General features: G+C 65.5%; 17 protein-coding genes. 9 read left to right on the top strand and 8 right to left on the bottom strand.

Translation table 11 applies throughout. From position 1 onward, the window contains the following. Positions 1–24 precede the first annotated feature (24 nt). The gene (gene ispH, locus AQZ49_RS06320) at positions 25–1002 is read right to left on the bottom strand and encodes a 4-hydroxy-3-methylbut-2-enyl diphosphate reductase (protein WP_067614042.1); all 978 of its coding nucleotides are present in this window, start codon (positions 1000–1002) and stop codon (positions 25–27) included. A 176-nt stretch (positions 1003–1178) separates the two neighbouring features. Here ispH and AQZ49_RS06315 point away from each other — a divergent pair, with 176 nt between their 5' ends. From AQZ49_RS06315 to AQZ49_RS06300, 4 genes are read left to right on the top strand one after another with little or no spacing between them, the layout of a single operon-like run. Next, complete coding sequence (locus tag AQZ49_RS06315) at positions 1179–1778, top strand: ABC transporter substrate-binding protein (RefSeq protein ID WP_067614040.1); 600 nt, start codon at positions 1179–1181, stop codon at positions 1776–1778. Beyond that, positions 1775–2740, top strand: a complete 966-nt coding sequence (locus AQZ49_RS06310) for an MlaA family lipoprotein (protein ID WP_067614038.1) — start codon at positions 1775–1777, stop codon at positions 2738–2740. Before AQZ49_RS06315 ends, AQZ49_RS06310 begins: the two co-directional genes overlap by 4 nt. Continuing rightward, positions 2740–3192: a DUF2141 domain-containing protein gene (locus AQZ49_RS06305; protein ID WP_082701588.1), complete on the top strand. Its 453-nt coding sequence runs from the start codon at positions 2740–2742 to the stop codon at positions 3190–3192. The genes AQZ49_RS06310 and AQZ49_RS06305 overlap by 1 nt, the downstream gene beginning before the upstream one ends. Next, positions 3189–5795 carry an MMPL family transporter gene (locus AQZ49_RS06300; protein WP_082701587.1) on the top strand — a complete coding sequence of 869 codons (2607 nt, stop codon included), beginning with the start codon at positions 3189–3191 and terminating at the stop codon, positions 5793–5795. The genes AQZ49_RS06305 and AQZ49_RS06300 overlap by 4 nt, the downstream gene beginning before the upstream one ends. Here the strand turns inward: AQZ49_RS06300 and AQZ49_RS06295 are convergent, their stop codons facing one another. The 5 genes from AQZ49_RS06295 to AQZ49_RS06275 form a co-directional block, all read right to left on the bottom strand. Beyond that, the gene (locus tag AQZ49_RS06295; protein WP_156428165.1) at positions 5796–6083 is read right to left on the bottom strand and encodes a hypothetical protein; all 288 of its coding nucleotides are present in this window, start codon (positions 6081–6083) and stop codon (positions 5796–5798) included. It abuts the gene before it with no gap. A 4-nt stretch (positions 6084–6087) separates the two neighbouring features. Further along, positions 6088–6411: a heavy metal-binding domain-containing protein gene (locus tag AQZ49_RS06290; protein WP_067614036.1), complete on the bottom strand. Its 324-nt coding sequence runs from the start codon at positions 6409–6411 to the stop codon at positions 6088–6090. A gap of 55 nt (positions 6412–6466) precedes the next feature. Further along, complete coding sequence (locus tag AQZ49_RS06285) at positions 6467–7459, bottom strand: aldo/keto reductase (protein WP_067614034.1); 993 nt, start codon at positions 7457–7459, stop codon at positions 6467–6469. A 98-nt stretch (positions 7460–7557) separates the two neighbouring features. Then, positions 7558–7833 (bottom strand): HU family DNA-binding protein, encoded by a 276-nt coding sequence (locus AQZ49_RS06280; RefSeq protein WP_067614032.1) that lies wholly within the window; start codon positions 7831–7833, stop codon positions 7558–7560. Between the two features lie 281 nt (positions 7834–8114). Then, on the bottom strand, positions 8115–10643 hold the full coding sequence (locus AQZ49_RS06275; protein ID WP_067614031.1) for a TonB-dependent receptor plug domain-containing protein: 2529 nt from the start codon (positions 10641–10643) through the stop codon (positions 8115–8117). Between the two features lie 375 nt (positions 10644–11018). Here AQZ49_RS06275 and AQZ49_RS06270 point away from each other — a divergent pair, with 375 nt between their 5' ends. From AQZ49_RS06270 to AQZ49_RS06255, 4 genes are read left to right on the top strand one after another with little or no spacing between them, the layout of a single operon-like run. Next, complete coding sequence (locus AQZ49_RS06270; RefSeq protein WP_197410947.1) at positions 11019–11309, top strand: YtcA family lipoprotein; 291 nt, start codon at positions 11019–11021, stop codon at positions 11307–11309. Between the two features lies 1 nt (position 11310). Then, a complete protein-coding gene (mdtN, locus tag AQZ49_RS06265; protein ID WP_067614029.1) occupies positions 11311–12360 on the top strand; it encodes a multidrug transporter subunit MdtN in 1050 nt (349 codons plus the stop codon). Next, complete coding sequence (locus AQZ49_RS06260) at positions 12341–14170, top strand: FUSC family protein (RefSeq protein ID WP_067614027.1); 1830 nt, start codon at positions 12341–12343, stop codon at positions 14168–14170. Before mdtN ends, AQZ49_RS06260 begins: the two co-directional genes overlap by 20 nt. Further along, positions 14163–15599 (top strand): TolC family protein, encoded by a 1437-nt coding sequence (locus AQZ49_RS06255; protein ID WP_197410946.1) that lies wholly within the window; start codon positions 14163–14165, stop codon positions 15597–15599. Before AQZ49_RS06260 ends, AQZ49_RS06255 begins: the two co-directional genes overlap by 8 nt. On the opposite strand, the gene AQZ49_RS06250 is transcribed toward AQZ49_RS06255, so the two are convergent. Next, positions 15596–16045, bottom strand: coding sequence for a hypothetical protein (locus tag AQZ49_RS06250; protein WP_156428164.1), 450 nt, complete (start codon positions 16043–16045; stop codon positions 15596–15598). The genes AQZ49_RS06255 and AQZ49_RS06250 overlap by 4 nt on opposite strands. Positions 16046–16204: 159 nt before the next feature. Here AQZ49_RS06250 and AQZ49_RS06245 point away from each other — a divergent pair, with 159 nt between their 5' ends. Continuing rightward, positions 16205–16747 carry an OmpA family protein gene (locus AQZ49_RS06245; protein ID WP_067614022.1) on the top strand — a complete coding sequence of 181 codons (543 nt, stop codon included), beginning with the start codon at positions 16205–16207 and terminating at the stop codon, positions 16745–16747. Between the two features lie 11 nt (positions 16748–16758). On the opposite strand, the gene AQZ49_RS06240 is transcribed toward AQZ49_RS06245, so the two are convergent. Further along, a complete protein-coding gene (locus tag AQZ49_RS06240; RefSeq protein WP_067614020.1) occupies positions 16759–17688 on the bottom strand; it encodes a LysR family transcriptional regulator in 930 nt (309 codons plus the stop codon). Between the last annotated feature and the right edge of the window lie 22 nt (positions 17689–17710).

The following is a 17710-nucleotide window of genomic DNA, read 5'->3' as shown; positions in this document are numbered from 1 at the left end:
ATTTCGATCCTGTCAAACGGCCTGTCAAACGGCGTGCCGGTTCACCCGCCGCAATTGTGCGGGCAGGGCAAATTCAATGTTTTCCTCTACCCCGTCAAGCTGGGTCACCGCAACCGGACGCAGCGCGCCCAGCGCGGCGATCACGCTTTCGACCAGTTCCTCGGGCGCGGAGGCACCCGCTGTCACCCCGACGGTCGTCACGCCGTCGAGCCAGGCGGGGTCGATTTCCTTGCCATCGTTGACCAGATAGCTCGGTACCCCCAGCTCGCTGCCGATTTCGCGCAGGCGGCTGGAGTTCGAGCTGTTGCTGGCGCCGACCACGATCAGCACGTCGCTGCGAGTCGCCAGATCGCGCACGGCGGTCTGGCGGTTTTGCGTGGCATAGCAGATTTCGCTGACATCGGGGCCGATCACATCGCTGAACCGGCCGGTCAGGGCGGCGATCACCGCGCGGGTGTCATCCACGCTCAATGTCGTCTGGGTGATATAGGCGATCGGCGTATCGAGCGGCAGAGCCAGCGCGGCAACATCCTGCGCGCTCGATACCAGATGGATCGGCGCCTCGATCTGGCCCATCGTGCCGACCACTTCGGCATGGCCGGGATGGCCGATCAGCACCAGGGTGCGCCCGGCGCGGGCATAACGGCGGCCCTGGACATGGACTTTGGTCACCAGCGGGCATGTCGCGTCGAGCACCGGCAGGTTGCGGGCCGCGGCCTCGGCCTCGACACTGCGCGCCACGCCATGGGCGCTGAACACGGTGCGCGCGCCTGCGGGAATTTCGTCAAGTTCATCGACAAAAATGGCGCCAAGGCCGCGCAGGCGTTCGACCACGTGGCGGTTGTGGACGATCTCGTGCCGCACATAGACCGGTGGTCCATAAAGCTGCAGCGCGCGTTCGACGATGTCGATCGCGCGGATCACGCCGGCGCAAAACCCGCGCGGGTTGGCCAACATAACGGTCAGTGTGGGGGCTGCTGAACCGTCGTTTGTGTGGGACATGGGACTCCATCTCGGCAAGGGGGTGCCAACGATAATCCGAAACCGGCCAAAATCGCAGCCGGATGCTTGTAAAAGAACGAAATCCTTGTGTCACCCCTGAAGGCGACCCTTCCGGGGCCCTAGACACCATCTTGCCCCTTGCCTAGTACGCGTTTCGGCGCCGATGGAGAATTGCTATGCGCGCAGTGCTGTGTGGAATTGTCATGTCTGCCACGGTGATCGGCGGCGTCGCGCCAGCGGCGGCGCAAAGCGATCCCGCGCGGGCCACCGTCCAGCAGCTTGACGAAGCGTTGCTGGGGATCATGAAATCGGGCGGGTCGACTCACAGTCGCGCCGCCGCGATCGCGCCGGCGATCGACCGGGCGATCGATTTGCCACTGATGACCCGGCTGGTGGTCGGGCCGGGCTGGAGCGCGATTGCCCCCGCCGACCAGCAGGCGCTGCTGGCAGCGTTTCGTCGGCTGACCATCGCGCAATATGCCGCCAATTTCGACAGCTGGTCGGGCGAAACCTTTGCCATCGCGCCGCAGGTCGAATCGCGCGGGCTCGACCGGCTGGTGCGCACCACGCTGACCGTGCCGGGCCGGGCGCCGATCGCGATCAGCTATCGCTTGCGCGAAAATGCCGGGCGGTGGCAGATTATCGACATCTTTTATCACAACGCGATCAGCCAGGTTGCGCTGCGGCGGTCCGATTTCACGGCGGTTCTGGCCAAGGGCGGCGCAAAGGCGTTGGCGGCGCATCTCGATGCGCTGGCTGCGAAAGGCAGTTTTTGACTTTTCTGTTGCTGTTACCCGTCGCGCTGAGCGTTGCGACCCCGCAGGAACTGTCGGCCGTGCCGATACCCGGCGCGGCGCCGACGGTTGCTGTGCCCGCCGATTCGCCGCCCCCGGTTCCTGCCGGTGGCCCCGAACTGGCGGATCCGCTGGTCGATCCGGCGACGGTTGCCGCGCCGCCGGCTGCGCGGAACCGGCATAGCCCCGGAGACCCGCTCGAAGGGTTCAACCGCAAGATGTTCGGGGTGAACCAGGCGCTGGACAAGGCGTTCTATCGCCCGGTGGCGATGGGCTATAAACATATCGTGCCAAAGCCGGTGCGATCGGGCCTGCGCAATTTCTTCGCCAACCTGCAAGAGCCGGTGGTGTTTGCCAATTTCATCCTGCAATTGCGCATTGGCAAGGCCGCGCGCACATTGGGGCGGTTCGTCATCAATTCCACCGTCGGGGTGGGTGGGTTGGTTGACGTGGCCAAGAGCCGCGACATTCGCCTGCCACATCTGCGCAACAGTTTCGGCGATACGCTGGCGTGGTATGGGGTGGGGCCGGGGCCTTATGTCTTCCTGCCGCTGGTCGGGCCATCGACGTTGCGCGATGCGCTGGGCGGTCCGGTTGATGACGTGGCGTTTCCGATGCTGGTCATCTCGAACATCGCGGGCAAGCCCTTCAAGGGCTGGCGGTTCATTGCCGCCAGCACGGTCATTCCAGGGCTCGATTTGCGGGCCGAATCCGATGCGGACTTGCGCGCGCTGACCGACAATGCGGTCGATCCTTATGCCACCCTGCGCTCGGCCTGGCTCCAGAACCGCGCCGCCGAAGTCGCCGCGTTGCACCACCACGCAGCGCCGGTCGCGCCCGAACTGGGCGACCCGCTGAACGATCCGGCCGTTGTGCCTGCGCCAGCCCCGGCGATCGAGCCTCTCACGACACCGGCACCCGCGACGGGCGGTGCGCAACCGTGATGCGTGTACACCGTGCGTTGATCTGCGCCGTTCTGCTGACCAGTCTCGCCAATGTCACAGCGACCGCCGGGACGCTGACGGTCGAGGTGCGCAATGTCCGTATTGCCAAAGGCCAGGTGCGGATCGATGTGTGCCCCCAGAAACAGTTTCTGAGCGATGCCTGCCCCTGGCATGGCAGCGCACCGGCGCAAGTCGGCACGACCAGCGTGACGGTCACCGACGTTCCGGCGGGGCGTTATGCGGTGCAGGCCTATCTGGATGAAAACAACAACAGCAAGGTCGATCAGGCGCTGTTCGGCATTCCCAAAGAGGGAATAGGCTTTTCCAACAATGTGCGGATCGGGCTGAGCGCGCCCAAATTCAGGGACGCAGCGTTCGATTTCGATGGCACATCGGCAACCTTGCACGTGAAATTGCGATATTTTCTTGGTCATGCGGGACCAGAGCAATGATGACCGGCAGCACGTCCCTGGTTTCGCGGATTGTCGCCGCCAGTCTGCGCCGCGCCTGGTTGACGCTGGGTTTGGCGCTCGTGCTCGGCGTCGCCGCGCTGATGGTGGTTTCCGAACGGTTTGCGATGACGACGGACACCGCGGCGCTGATTTCCGCCGATGTGCCCTGGCGCAAGCAGGAAATCGCGATGGAGGCGGCGTTTCCGCAATTGCGCGATGCGATGGTGATCATCGTCGATGGCGCGACACCGGAACTGGCCGATGACGGCGCGGCGCGGCTGGCCGAGCGGCTGGCGGCGGACAAGGGGCATTTCCATCGTGTGGTGCGCCCCGATGGCGGCGACTATTTCGCGCGCGAGGGTCTGCTGTTCAGCGCGCAGGCCGATGTGAAATCGGCCACCCAGGCGCTGATCGACGCGCAGCCGCTGCTGGGGCCGCTGGCCGCCGATCCGTCGTTGCGGGGGGTGGCCAATGCCCTGTCGACGATGGCCGACGGGGTTGCCAGCGGTACCGTGCCGATTGATCGGATCGCCCGGCCGGTGCGTGCACTGACCGATGCTACCAACGGTGTGTTCGACGGGCACCCGACACCGTTTTCATGGGTCGCGCTGTTCGGCGGGCAGGCCGGGGCGCTGACCGCGCCCAAACGACGGCTGGTGCTGGTGCAGCCCGAACTCGATCATGGTGCGCTGATGCCCGGCGAAGCGGCCAGCGCTGCGGTGCGCGCGGCTGCGGCAGGGCTGGGTCTGGATGAGGCCCATGGCGTCAACGTGCAACTGACCGGTGAAGTCCCGCTGTCGGACGAGGAATTCGCCACCATCCAGGACAACATCGGCTTTGTCGCGGCGGTGATGCTGGCGGCGATGGTGCTGACCCTTTGGTTCGCCACGCGCTCGGTGCGGCTGGTCGTGGCGATCCTGCTGACGATTGTGCTGGGACTGGTGGTGACGATGGCGCTGGGGCTGATGGCGGTGGGGCGCTTCAATCTCATTTCAGTGGCCTTCATCCCGCTGTTTGTCGGGCTGGGGGTCGATTTCTGCATCCAGATCTGCGTGCGGTTTAACGCCGAGCGCGGGCAGGGCAGTGCCACGGCGGCGGCGCTGGGGCAGGCGGTGCACGCACTCGAACGGCCGCTGGTGCTGGCTGCGGGCGCGATTTTCCTGGGCTTTGCGGCGTTCCTGCCCACCGCCTATGTCGGGATTGCCGAACTGGGGGTGATCGCGGGGATCGGCATGATCGTCACGCTCGCGCTCAGCCTGACGGTGCTTCCGGCGATCGTGCTGGTGCTTGGCGCGGGTAAGGCGCGCCACGAAACCGGGCTGGCCGGGCTTGCTCCGCTCGATGGTTGGCTGGTCCGGCATCGTCGCGGCGTGCTGTGGTCGTTCGTGATCGCGCTGGTGGCCAGCATCGCGTTGTTGCCGCTGGTCAGCTTTGATTTCAACCCGCTGCACTTGCGCGATCCGCATGGGCCCGCGATGCGCGCGCTGCTCGATCTGACGCGCGATCCCGACCGCACGCCCAACACCATCGACGTGCTCTCCGCCAATCCGGCGCAAGCGCGCACGCTGGCGACCAGACTTTCGGCGCTGCCACAAGTCGCCCAGGTGGTCGATCTCGACAGCTTTGTGCCCGCCGACCAGGCGCCCAAGCTGGCGCTGATCACCGACGCGTCGCTGCTGCTGGACGTGACGCTCAACCCGTTCGATGTGGCGCCGCCGCCGTCGGATGCCGCCATGGTCGAGGCGCTGCGCCAAAGCGCGGCCAAATTGCGCACGGCGGCGACGCACAGCCAGGGCGCAGGCGCGCGCGCCGCAGAGCAACTGGCCGGCGCGTTCGAGCGCGCGGCGCAAGGTTCGCCCGCGCAGCGCGCGCAGTTGAACATGCTGCTGGCGACCCCGCTCGATGCGCTGCTGGGCCAGTTGCGCGCCGCCTTGCAGGCTGGACCGGTCACACGCACCGATCTGCCGCCCGAACTGGTGCACGACTGGGTCACCAGCGATGGCCGGGCGCGGCTGGAGGTGTTTCCTGCCGGGGATGCCGGTGACAATCGCGTGATTCGCCGGTTCCGCGATGCAGTTGCTGCGGTCACCCCGGCCATTTCCGGCCTGCCGGTGGCCACCCAGGCGGCGGCCAACACGGTTGCCTTTGCCTTTGTCGAGGCGGGCATCCTGGCCTTTGTGCTGGTCGGTGCGCTGTTGCTGGCGATGTTGCGCGATGCACGCGAAGTGCTGTTCACGCTGGCCCCGGTGGTGTTGTCGATTTTCCTGACGCTGGGCACGTGCGTGCTGATCGGGCAGCCGATCAACTTTGCCAACATCATCGCCTTTCCGCTGTTGCTGGGCGTGGGCACGGCGTTTCACATCTATTTCGTGATGGCCTGGCGCGGCGGGGCGACCGGCCTGCTGCAATCGAGCCTGGCGCGCGCGGTGCTGTTCAGCGCGCTGGCGACCGGCAGCGCGTTTGGCAGCCTGTGGCTGTCGCACCATCCGGGCACGGCCAGCATGGGCAAGATCCTGATGATGTCGCTGGTGTGGACGCTGATCTGCGCGCTGATCTTCGAACCCGCGCTGCTCGGCCCGCCGCGCCGGGATCAGCGGGACTGATCAGGCGTCGGCGTCGACGTAGCGGCGTTCGCCGGTGGCCGGATTGAAGAACACCGCGACCAGCTTGCCGCTGTCGGGATCGACAAAGCGTTCGCCGGTCGCCTGCCAGCCGGTGCCCGGTGCGGTGTCCAGCACCCGTTTGTAACGGCGGTTTTCAAACAGCAGGCCCGCCAGCACGATCCCGGCGCCGACGGTTGCGGGCAGATAGCTGCGGCCTTCCAGCCAATCGGCCAAGATCAGCGCGACCAGCCCGGTGCCCGCCAGCGCGATCAGGAGGATCCGCAACATTCGCCTATTCGACCGGAACAATTGTGGCGGCGGTGCCATAGGCGACGATTTCGCTCATCGTCTGGCCAATCTCCGATGAATCAAATCGCATCATCACGATCGCGTTGGCGCCCATCGCTTGCGCGTTCTGCACCATGCGATCGACCGCATGGCGGCGCGCCTGTTCCAGCAGAGAGGTATATTCCTTGATCTCGCCGCCGAACAGCGACCGCAACCCGGCGGCGATGTTCCCCGCCAGCCCCCGGCTGCGCACGACCACGCCAAAGCACTGGCCCTGGATTGCGGTCACGCGATAGCCTGCCACGTTTTCGGTTGTTACCACCAGCATCGACACGCCTCCCCCTTGATTGCGCGCACATGCTACGCCGGATCGCGCGGCGCGGCTATAGCTTGACGCGCGCCATCCCGGCCTTGTTGTAGCGCGGCCCGGCGGTTTGCCCGGCGGGGGCCGCTGCGGCAATCGTGGCCAGATCATCGTCGCTCAGTACAACGTCGGGCGCGCCTGCGCTGTCGCGCATGGTGGCGCTGCGCTTCACGCCGGGGATCGGCACGATGTCATCGCCCTGCGCCAGCAGCCACGCCAGCGCGATCTGCGCGTTGGAGACGCCATGGCGCGCCGCGACGGCGGCGATGGCATCGACGATGGCCAGATTGCCAGGCATGTTTTCGGCCGAATAGCGCGGATCGTTGTGGCGCCAGTCATCGTCGGGCAAATCGGCCAGGCTGCGGATGCCACCGGCCAGAAAGCCGCGCCCGAGCGGGCTATAGGGCACAAACCCGATGCCGTTTTCGCGGCACGCGGTCAGGATATCGCCCTCGACATCGCGCTCCCAGATCGAATATTCGCTTTGCAGCGCGGCGATCGGGTGCACGCGCGCAGCGCGGCGCACGGTGTCGGCTGCCGCTTCGGAAAGGCCGATGTGGCGCACTTTGCCCTCGCGGACCAGATCGGCCATGCCGCCGATGGTTTCCTCGATCGGCACATCGGGATCGACGCGGTGTTGGTAGAACAGATCGATCGTATCGATGCCGAGCCGGCGCAGCGATCCCTCGCAGGCGCGGCGCGCGTTGGCGGGGCTGCCGTCTACCCCCACCGGGGTGTCGCCATCCCAGCGCATGGCAAACTTGGTGGCGATCACCAGCCCGTCGCGACGGCCCTTGATGGCGGCGCCGACGAGTTCCTCGTTGCGGAACGGGCCGTAAAGTTCGGCAGTGTCGAAAAAGGTGATGCCGAGATCGATCGCTTCGTGGATCGTGCGAATCGACACGTCGTCATCGGCGTGGCCGTAATTGATGTTGCCATCGCGAATCATCGGCATGCAGCCAATGCCGATCGCGGAAACCTCGAGCCCCTGGCCCAGCTTGCGGTATTTCATCGCTTGTCTCCCCGGAATCGCATCGCAGCGCATAACGCTCTGATGCTATCTGGGGATGACAAAGCGCCCTGCCAAGACTGGCAGGGCGCCCTGGCAGATTATCCGTTCAGCTTGTCCTTCACCGCCTTGGCAGGCGCAAAAGTCAGCTTTTTCGCGGCTGCGATCTGGATCGTCGCCCCGGTCGAGGGGTTGCGACCTTCGCGGGCCGGGGTTTCCTTCACCTTGAACTTGCCGAAGCCGTTCAACGCAATTTCGTCGCCCTTGGCCGCCGCAGCCGCAATCTCGGCGAACACGCCATCAACCAGCTTGCGGGCATCGGCCTTGGTCAGCCCGTGCGCGGCCGCAATCGTATCGGCAAGATCACTGTTGTTCATTGCTGGAAACATCCCTGAATTGTTGAAGAGGCACAGCTAGCGGCAATTCGCGCGAAAATCCAAGCCGGGAAAGCACGGGTTTGCGACGTGCAGTGGAAAATGCAGGATGATACCACCATTCTTGCGCATTTTTTCCGCCACGAGAGGTAAAAAATGCGCGGCCCACACCCGGCTCGCTGTCCGCAAAGGACCTGACGGACATTGGCCGGGTGGGGCGGGCGCGGCACACAGGGGTGTGTCGCGTCGATACGACAGGCGAGAAATCGACCATCGGACGCGCGTCAGAACGTGAACGTGGCCTTGGCGTAGTAGTAGCCGCCGTCGATCCCCCAGGGCGTAAAGCCGATCGGGGCGTTGAGCACCGCGCTGCCATCGGCGGGCGATCCGTTGTAGTTGGGACGGGTCGGCGCCTTCTTGTCGAACAGGTTGTTGGCGCCAAAGTCGACGCGGATCGACCGCGTCACTTTGTAGCCCACATCGATGTCGGTGATCGCGGCGGTGCCGGTGCGTTCAAGCGTGGCGCCGTTGCCCGATCCGGTTCCGGTCGGGCTGACCCATTCGCTGGCATTCCCATAGAGCGTCTCACGCAGATTGAGCGAGAAACGACCATTGCTGTAAAGCGCGTTGAGGATCGATTTGACCTTGGGCGTGGCGGTGGTCAGCGCGCTGAGCGCGTTGGGCGTCAACAACTGGACCTGGCCGAGCGCGACATTTTGCACCGCGGTGGGCAGGCTGGGCAGCGCGGTTGCCTTGGTGGTGTTGTAGTTGAAGCCCAGCGTCCAGTCGATTTTGCCCGCGCTGCCAAAATCGGTGGCGTAGCTGGCGGTGGCTTCGACACCCTTGGTGCTGGTGTTGGCGCCGTTGGTGAACAGATCGACCGCTTCGCTGGTCGCTCCGCCCGCTGTCACGCCAAGATTTTGCAACGCGTTGAGCACGTTCTGCGAATAGACCACGCCCCCGTTGATACCCAGCACAGAGGTGCCAACGATGCGGTTGCGCAACTGGATCTCATAGGCATCGGCGGTGATCTGCAGCTTTGAGACGGGGTGCGCGACAAAGCCGATCGAATAGTTGGTCGATTTTTCGGGCTGCAGCTTGTTGAAGCCGAGCGCCTGCGCGGTGGGCGAATCTGCCTGGATCTGGCCGGCCACGCTGGTCGGCGAAACGTTTACCGAGGTGTAGTATTCCTCGGCCAGCGTCGGCGCGCGGAACCCGTTGGAAACCGTGCCGCGCAACGCAAAGGCAGGGCTGATGTCATAGCGCGCGGTGGCCTTGCCGGTCCACACGTCGCCGAATTCGGAATAGTGTTCATAGCGCCCGGCCAGGTCGATCTTGAACGGATTGATCGGCTGGATCGCCACATCGATATAGGCGGCATAGGCCTTGCGACCGTTGACCCCGGCATCGTTCGGCTCGATCCCAGGATTCGACTGCGCGCCCGAGCCCAGATAGGAATTGGCTTCGCCGGCATCGATCTCGTAGCGGTCATAACGGTACTGTCCGCCGAACGCCAAAGTCACCGGCTTGGCAAAACCGACGTCGAAATCGCGGGTTACGCCGAGATCGGTGGCCCATTCGCTGTTGACCAGCGATCCGACATAGAAATTGCGCTGCGGCAGGACCGGGCTGGAATTCTGCGACTGGATGTCGTCGTAGACCGTGATGTTGGCGGAATTGAGCGTGTAGATCGCATTCGCATCACGCCCGTAGGTCTGCGACAGATCCCAGTTCCAGCCGGAAACTTCGCCTTTCAGACCGGCCGTGAACGAGAAATCCTCTTCACGGATGCTTTCCAGCGGATTGAAGCCGGTGGGGAACGGGATGACCGTTGCGCCGGTGCTGGTGGTGCCTTCGACCTTGTTGGCAGCGCGGTAGTTTTCATACGAGTAGGCGGCGCGATTGCCATAGCCGCCAAAGGCATAGGCATGGATGGCGTCGGTCAGGTCATACCCGGCGTTGAAATCGACGTTGTAGAGCGAATATTTCGCGTCGCCGACAATATGGTTCACGTCGGGGTTGTCGGGATTGGCCTGGATGCCCGCCGCCGCCACCGGATTGGCGGCAAAGCTGCCATAGACGCGATAGTCGGCGCCACCGCGCTGGCTGAAATCGTGAAACTTGTACTCGCCGGTCAGGTTCAGGAACCCGCGATCGCCCAGCTTGAAGCCATAGTTGAGCGCGGTCGCGGCGGTCTTGCCGTCGCCCTGGTAATATTGCCCGCCGGTCACGTCCCACGATCCGCCGTGGTCGGCGTTCTTGAGGATCACGTTGATCACGCCGCCGATCGCATCGGACCCGTATTGCGCCGAGGCGCCGTCCTGCAAGACTTCGATACGGGCGATTTCGGCGGTCGGGATGAAGCTGAAGTCGGTGGTGGCCGAACCGCTGTAGGGGCTGCCCGAATCGACCGCGAGGTTCGAGGTGAAGTGGCGGCGCTTGCCGTTGACCAGCACCAGCGTGTCGTTGGGGCTGAGCCCGCGCAGGGCGGCCGACAGCGTCAGGTTGGCGGTGTCGCCGCCGAATGCCTGGAAATTGAACGAGGGCAGCGACTGCGCCAGCACCTGGGTCAGATCCTGCTGACCGACCGACGCGAAGGCGGACGTGCCGATGATCTGGATCGGCGCGGCGCTGTCGGCGGCGCGTGTGCCGGTGGTGCGCGTGCCGGTCACGATGATGTCGGTGTTGGTCGCAGGCGCCTCGGTGGCCGGGGCATCGCTGGTCGGAGCGGGTGCATTGGCCGCATGTGCGGCGATCGGCGCAAACAGCGCCAGCGCGCTGCCTGCAAACAGCAAGCTAATGGAACGTTTCATCGTAAGTGTACCCCCATGCGAGTGCGGCAAGCGCCCGTTGTGCGGTGCGGTCTTGCCAGGTTGCTGCGCGGAGATAGGCGGAATACTCTACCAAATTAATTGAATTAAACTCATAGCGCGCACCCGGTTTTGCAAATATTTGCGGCGCAGATTTGAACGCCACATATGCTCATAAACGGGCGCCGCCGCCCCAATCCGCGCAACCCCGATCAAAGGCGGTGATAGCGCGCGCAGCGCACCGGTCCGGCGTTCGCGCGGCGCTTGACCGGCGCGCGAAAAACCGGACAAGTCTGGTCCTGCGTGCCACAACAGGCGCGAGTGCCCCACTCGCCAGGACCGGATCGGGCCATGCGGCTAAGCACAAGGATCGAGCCAATGCGCAGACTTTCTGGTGGGGCCCGGATCGCGTGCCGAGCGATCGGGATGATGATGGTGGCGCCGCTCGGTGGCTGTTCGGCGGGTGCGGCGCCGACCATCGGGCTGTTTGGTGCGTGGTTCCCGGTCTGGCTGTTATGCGCGGTGATCGGGGTGCTGGCGGCCTGTGTGGCGCGGGGCGTGATGGTTGGCAGCGGGCTGGCCGACGCCATTCCCGGCCAATTGGCGGTGTGTGCGGCGTGCGGGCTGATTGTTGCCTGCCTGATCTGGCTGGTTGGCTTTGGACACTGAGATGGAAACCGCGGGCGTTGCGCGCAAACCCGTGTGGGGCAAACTGGTCGCGGTGGCGATCGTGGTGCTGGCGGTCTGGCTGGCGGTGATCGCGCTCGATCGGGCACAGGCTGATCCGGCCACCGATGATGCCACCATTGATGCCGATGTAGTGCATGTTGCGCCGACCGTGGGCGGGCGTGTCGTGCGCATCGGGGTAGAGGAAAACGGCGCGGTCAAGGCGGGCGACCTGCTGCTGGCGATCGATCCCGAAACCTATCGCGCGACCGTGGCCCAGGCCGAAGCCGATCTGGCGCTGGCGCGCGCCACGCTGGCGACGCAGCAACGTGCGATCAACACCCAGCGATCGACCGCCACCGTCGCTGATGACCAGATCGGTCGCGCGCTGGCCAACCGCGATCTGGCCGCGCGCACGGTCGATCGGCTGCGCCCGCTGGCCGAACAGGGCTATGTCCCGATGCAACAACTCGATCAGGCACAAGTCGCGCTGCACGATGCGCAGACCTCGCTGGCGCAGGCGCGCGAACAGAGCACCGCCACCCGCAAGGCGATCGACACGCCCGCCGCATCACAGGCGACGATTGCCGCGCGCGAAGCCGCGCTGGCGCTGGCGCGCAAGGCGCTGGCCGATACCGAAGTGCGCGCGCCCCACGATGGCCGTGTGGTCGGGCTGGGGGTTACGCCCGGCGAAGTGGTTGCCCCGTCGCAGGCGCTGTTCACGCTGATCGACACCGGGCGCTGGTTTGCCAGCGCCAATTTTCGCGAGACCGCGCTCGCGCGCATCCATGTCGGCGATTGCGCGACGGTCTATGCGCTGACCGACCGGGCCCGTGCGATCCATGGCGTGGTCGACGGTATCGGCGCCGGGGTGCTCGACGCGGGCAAGATCGATCTGCCGCGATCGGTGCCCTATGTCGAAAAGGCGTTGAACTGGGTGCGGGTCGAACAGCGGTTTCCGGTGCGGGTGCGGCTGGACCATCCGCCATCCGACCTGATGCGGATCGGTGCGAGCGCGGTGGTGGAGATTCGCCGTGGCGCCGCCTGTCGCTGACACTGCGCCCGATACCGGCGTTGTGGCGACCAAGCGGATAGCCGGGCAATGGCGGTCGTTGTGGCACGATCTGGTGGTGCCCGCCGACGGGCGCGCGGGGTTTGCGCTGCGGCTGGCGGCGATTGCCGCGCTGACATTGGCTGTTACCGAGCTTTATGGGACACCCGAAGCCGCGCTGACGGTCTATCTGGCGTTTTTTCTCAACAAGCCCGACCGGGTCACCAGCGTGGTGCTCAATCTGGTCCTGCTGGCGGTGTTCACACTCATTCTGCTGATCGTGCTGGGGCTGGCCGAAGTGGTGCTGGATCATCCGGTTTTGCAACTGGCGACGATGGCGGGGATGTCGTTCGTGCTGATGTTTCTGGGCTCGGCGAGCAAGCTGCGCCCGCTCGCGCCGGTCATCGGAGTTTGCGTGGTCTATGCGCTGGCGGTGCTGGGATCGGTGCCTGCTGGCGAAATCGCCACGCGCGGGCTGCTCTATACCTGGCTGATCGCGGGCATTCCGGCAGGGGTGTCGGTGCTCGTCAATCTGGTCGCGGCGCCTGCGCCGCGCGCGCTGGTCGAGCGTGCGCTGGCGCGGCGCCTGCGCGTCGTTGCGGCGGTGGTGCGCGATCGGGCGGGCGCTGCCGCCGCGCTGGAGCGCGACATTGCCGAAGGGGTTGCGCCGATCCTGGCCTGGCTGCGCCTCGCCGCGATCGAGCGCACCTCCCCGGCGCGCGATCTGGCCGGTCTGCGCGCGGCGGCGCTGTCGAGCCAGTTGCTGATGCACCAGGTGGCGGCTTTGGACCGGGACGTACCCCCGGCCTGCCGGCGCGCGCTGGCCGAACGGATCGAGGCGATGGCGGCGGTGTGCCAGCGCGGCCAATATCCCCGCCGCGTCACGCTCGTTGGGCCCGATGATTCGCGCCAGATCGCCGACATTGCCGCCACGCTCGCCGAATTTGGGGTGGCCGATGCCGACCGAGCGGTGCCCAAGCCTGCGCAACCTGCGCCCAGGGCAGGCTTTTTCGTCGCCGATGCGTTTACCAGCCCGGTGCATGTGTTCCACGCACTGAAAGTCACGCTGGCGGCCACAGTGTGCTATCTTGCCTATTCGCTGATGGATTGGCAGGGTATCCACACTTGCCTGATCACCTGTTACGTGGTCGCGCTGGGATCGACCGCCGAAACGATCGAAAAGCTGACCTTGCGGATCACCGGGTGCCTGATGGGGGCCGCGATGGGGGTGGCGGCGATCATCTGGGTGATCCCCGGGTTCGATTCGCTGGGCGGGCCCATGCTGCTGGTGTTTGCGGTGACAGTGCCGACCGCGTGGATCGCGGCGGGCAGTCCGCGCATCGCCTATGCGGGGTTCCAGATCGCCTTTGCCTTTTATCTCTGTGCCATCCAGGGCAACGGGGCGGGCACCGATCTGGTGGTGGCGCGCGACCGGGTGATCGGCATCCTGTTTGGCAATGCGGTCGTCTGGCTGGTGTTCACCTGCGTTGCGCCGGTCAGTTTGCGCAGCACGGTGGAGCGCAGCCTGCGCGGTCTGCTTGACGATCTGCGCGCGATTGCCGCCACGCCGGGGCGTGCGCGTCTGGCGCTGGCCGCCGCGTTCGATGCGCGGCTGGCGGCGACCCGTGCCGAGATTGCGGTGATGGCCTATGAACCGCGGGGGTTGCATCCGGGCGCGCGGTGGCTGGCCCGGCGTTCTGCCGTGCTCGACCGGCTGTGCGCGATCGAACACAGGCTGATCGTCGATGCGGACCAGCGTGACGCGCGCGCCGCGGGGGATTCGCTCGAACAGGTGGAGGCATGCCTTGGTTGATCTGCGCGTGCATTGCTGGTTGGCGGGCATATTGATGGCGGCGGTGCCGGTGCCCGGCGCGGCGGCGACCGCCGATCGCTGGGTTCTGGCGGCAGATCCGTCGGTCGGACCTTTGCCTGATGGCCCGGCAATCGACCCGGCGCAGCGCTATGCGCTGGCCGACCTGATCGATCTGGCCGAGCGGCTCAATCCCGAAACGCGCATCGCCTGGGATCAGGCGCGCGAGGCGCTCAGCGCCGAAGGGTTGGCCAAGAGTGCCTTTCTGCCGCAACTGACGGCCGCGGTGCTGGGCGGTTATGCCAATGGATCGTCCTATACGGCGGCGTATGGCATCGGCGGCACGCTGCATGCCGATACCTCGGGCGCGATCGGGGTGGTCAATCTGCAATGGCTGCTGTTCGATTTTGGCGAGCGCGCGGCGGCGCTGCGCGCGTCCGATGCACGCCGCCAGTTCGGTGATCTGCATCTGGTCGAGGCGCATCAGCGGCTGATCCATGCGGTAAGCCTGGCTTATTATGCGCATATGGCGGCACGGGCGCGGCTGGCCGGATGTGCGCAAGCAGTGGTCGATGCCCAGGCGATCGAGGCATCGGCGAACGCGCGCTATCATCGCGGGATCGGCACGGTCATCGAGGTCGATCAGGCCCATCAGGCCAGCGCCGAGGCCGCGCTGATGCAAGTGGAGGCCAATGGCGCGGCCAGCGACAGCTATATGACGCTGCTGGCGGCGATGGGGCTGTCGCCGCTGAACCGGATCACGATTGCCGATCTGCCCGACACCGTGCTGGCCCCGCATCTGCTCGGCGCGGTCGATGATGTGGTCAATGCCGCGCTGGCGCGGCGGCCCGATGTGCAGCAGGCCTATGCCGCGCATCAGGCGAGCGTGGCCGATGCGCAAGCCGCGAGCGCGGCGCAGCGGCCCAAATTGTTCGTTTCGGCAACCGGGTCCTATGCCGGGGGCGATCTGGCGCTCAATGCGATTCCTCCGGTCGGCGGCGAATCCCCTACGGTCAATCTGACCGGGCATCACTGGGGCGGGACGATCCTGGGAGGCGTGTCGGTGCCGCTATACGATGGCGGCGCGCGCCGGTCGGTGGTGGAAGGCGCGCGTGATCGTGCCGATGCCGCGCAGGCCGCATTTGAACGCACCAAGCTGGAGGCGGCGCGACAGATTGCCACCGCGCACAACCAACTGGCCACCGCGCTTGAGGCCGGCACCGCCGCACAAAGCCTGTTGCGCGCCGCGCAGACCACGTTCGATGCCGCCACGGCCGCCTATCGGGCCGGAGTCGGCGCTACGTCCGAGGTGCAACTGGCACAACGTCAGCTTATTTCGGCGCGCAACCTTGCCACTGATGCGCGGTATCGGGCGCTGTCGGCGGCCGCAACGCTGGCGCTCGCGGTGGGCAATCTGGCGGGCGGAGATTAGGCCGTTGCCGACAGGGCGCCGATTTTGCTGTCTATCCAGTCCATGAAATGGGTATGACCATCAAATTCCTGCGCGATCTGGTCGCGTCCGAGTTGGATGATCGGAGAGGCCAGGAACCGGTTGATATCGCGCGACCAGACGGTCCAGGTCTTTTGCGTGACGTAGCCCTGGTCTTTCAGTTCGAACAGTTCGAAAATCAGGTGCAAGGTCTCGAGTGCCCCCACCGGAATGTCCTGTGGCTGGTCATCGGGGGTGGCGGTCTGACGGGTGAGCATCAGATCACTGCGCATCGAGCGGCGGATCACTTGCAGACGGTCGGAATAATTCAGGAATATCTGCGCATTCAGTTGACGATTGTGATTGTGGACTGCGGCATATACCGCAGAGGCGCCAACAAATACGCTGCCGGTGGTCATTATTCTCAGGATGACATCGAGTATGATCATGATATTATCTCTCTGGCATCGGCGCAGTAAATGGACGTTGCTTGCGAAATTATGATCGAGATGTATTTGGATGGCGCAATTTACGTGGCATAAATCTGGGGATTGGATCCTGAAATCATATAATTATCAGGGGAAATCGCAATGAGAATTTTACGAATAGTGTATGTTCTTGCTGTCGTTTTCATTCTGATCGGTGGGGGGGTGCTGATCTCGCGCGCGGTGCAGCAGCCCGCTCCTGCGCCGGTGCCGTCCGATACGTCAACCGACAGCGGACTGATTGCCCTGCCCGATGGCGCGACGATGCTGGCACATCAAGGGACGATCGGGCGCCAACTGGTCGACTGGTTGGCGTCGGGCGAGCAAACGCGCACGTTTGAGCTGGGCGGACAACAATTCGTCGGCCGGTCCGCCGAACCCACGCCGTTGTCGATCGGCCGGTTGCAACGCCTGGTGGCGATGCTGCGCTCGTACCGCGATGTCGATATCACGATTGTCGGCCATTGCGATGCCACCGACGACCCCGCCGCCGATACTGCGCTCGGGCTGGCGCGCGCACAGACCGTCGCGCATGATCTCGAAGCAGGGGGCATTGGCGCGTCGCGCATTGCCGTCGACAGTCGCGGCGGATCGCAACCGATCGCCGGCGGACGGGCTGCCAACCAGCGCATCAGCATTGTCTTGACGCATCATCAACCGACATGACGCCGCGCGGTTCAATCGGCCGGGGCAGGGGTCGGTCGGGCCCAGGGCTGGTTGGTCAGCCGATCGGCCAGAAACGCCATCAGCGCGCGCACGCGGGCTGGACGCAACGCACCGGGCGGGGTTACCAGATGCAGCGCAATGTCGGGATTGCGCCAGTCGGGCAGCAATTCGACCAGCGCGCCGCTGCCCAGATCGTCCCACACCATGAAATCGGGCTGCAGCGCCAGGCCGTGCCCTGCCAGCAAGGCCGGAGCCAGCGCATCGGCGTTGTTGGCGCTGATGCACCCCCTGACCGCGACCACATAGTCACCCTCGGCGGGATGGGTGAAACGCCACGAGTTCGGGTGGTCGAGGTTGGTGTAGATCAGCGCCTGATGGTCGGCCAGATCGCGCGGGTGGCGCGGCGTGCCATGGCGCGCCAGATAGGCCGGGCTGGCCACCAGCGGGCGGCGCACCACGCACAGGCGCCGGGCGCGCAGCGAACTGTCGGCCAGACTGGCGATCCGCAAGACCACATCATGCCCACCGCCCACCACATCGACCAGCGCATCGGACAGATCGAGATCGACCGTGACTTGCGGGTACAGCGCCAGGAATGCGGGCAGCAGCGGTGCGACATGGCGCAAGCCAAAGCTCATCGGCACGGCCAGCCGTACCGGTCCGCGCGGCACGTCGCCCTCGGCGCCGGCCTGCGCCTCGGCGGCTTCGCCATCGGCCAGAATCCGCTGTGCGCGGTCAAGCACGCCGCGCCCGCTTTCGGTCAGGGCCAGGCGGCGGCTGGTGCGGTGCAGCAGGGGCACGCCCAGCCGCGCCTCCAGCCGTGACACGGCCTTGGATACGGTGGGCTTTGACAGGCCCAGCGCGTCGGCCGCCGCCGCGAACGATCCGGTGGCAACAACTTTGGCGAAGATCGCCCAGGCTTCGAGATCGGGCAGCGGCATTGTTGAACTTTCATCAATGATG

This window comes from Novosphingobium sp. FSW06-99, assembly GCF_001519065.1.
GTDB lineage: Bacteria > Pseudomonadota > Alphaproteobacteria > Sphingomonadales > Sphingomonadaceae > Novosphingobium.
Note: the sequence above shows the minus strand (reverse complement) of the source record. Positions and strands in the feature narration are given on the sequence as shown.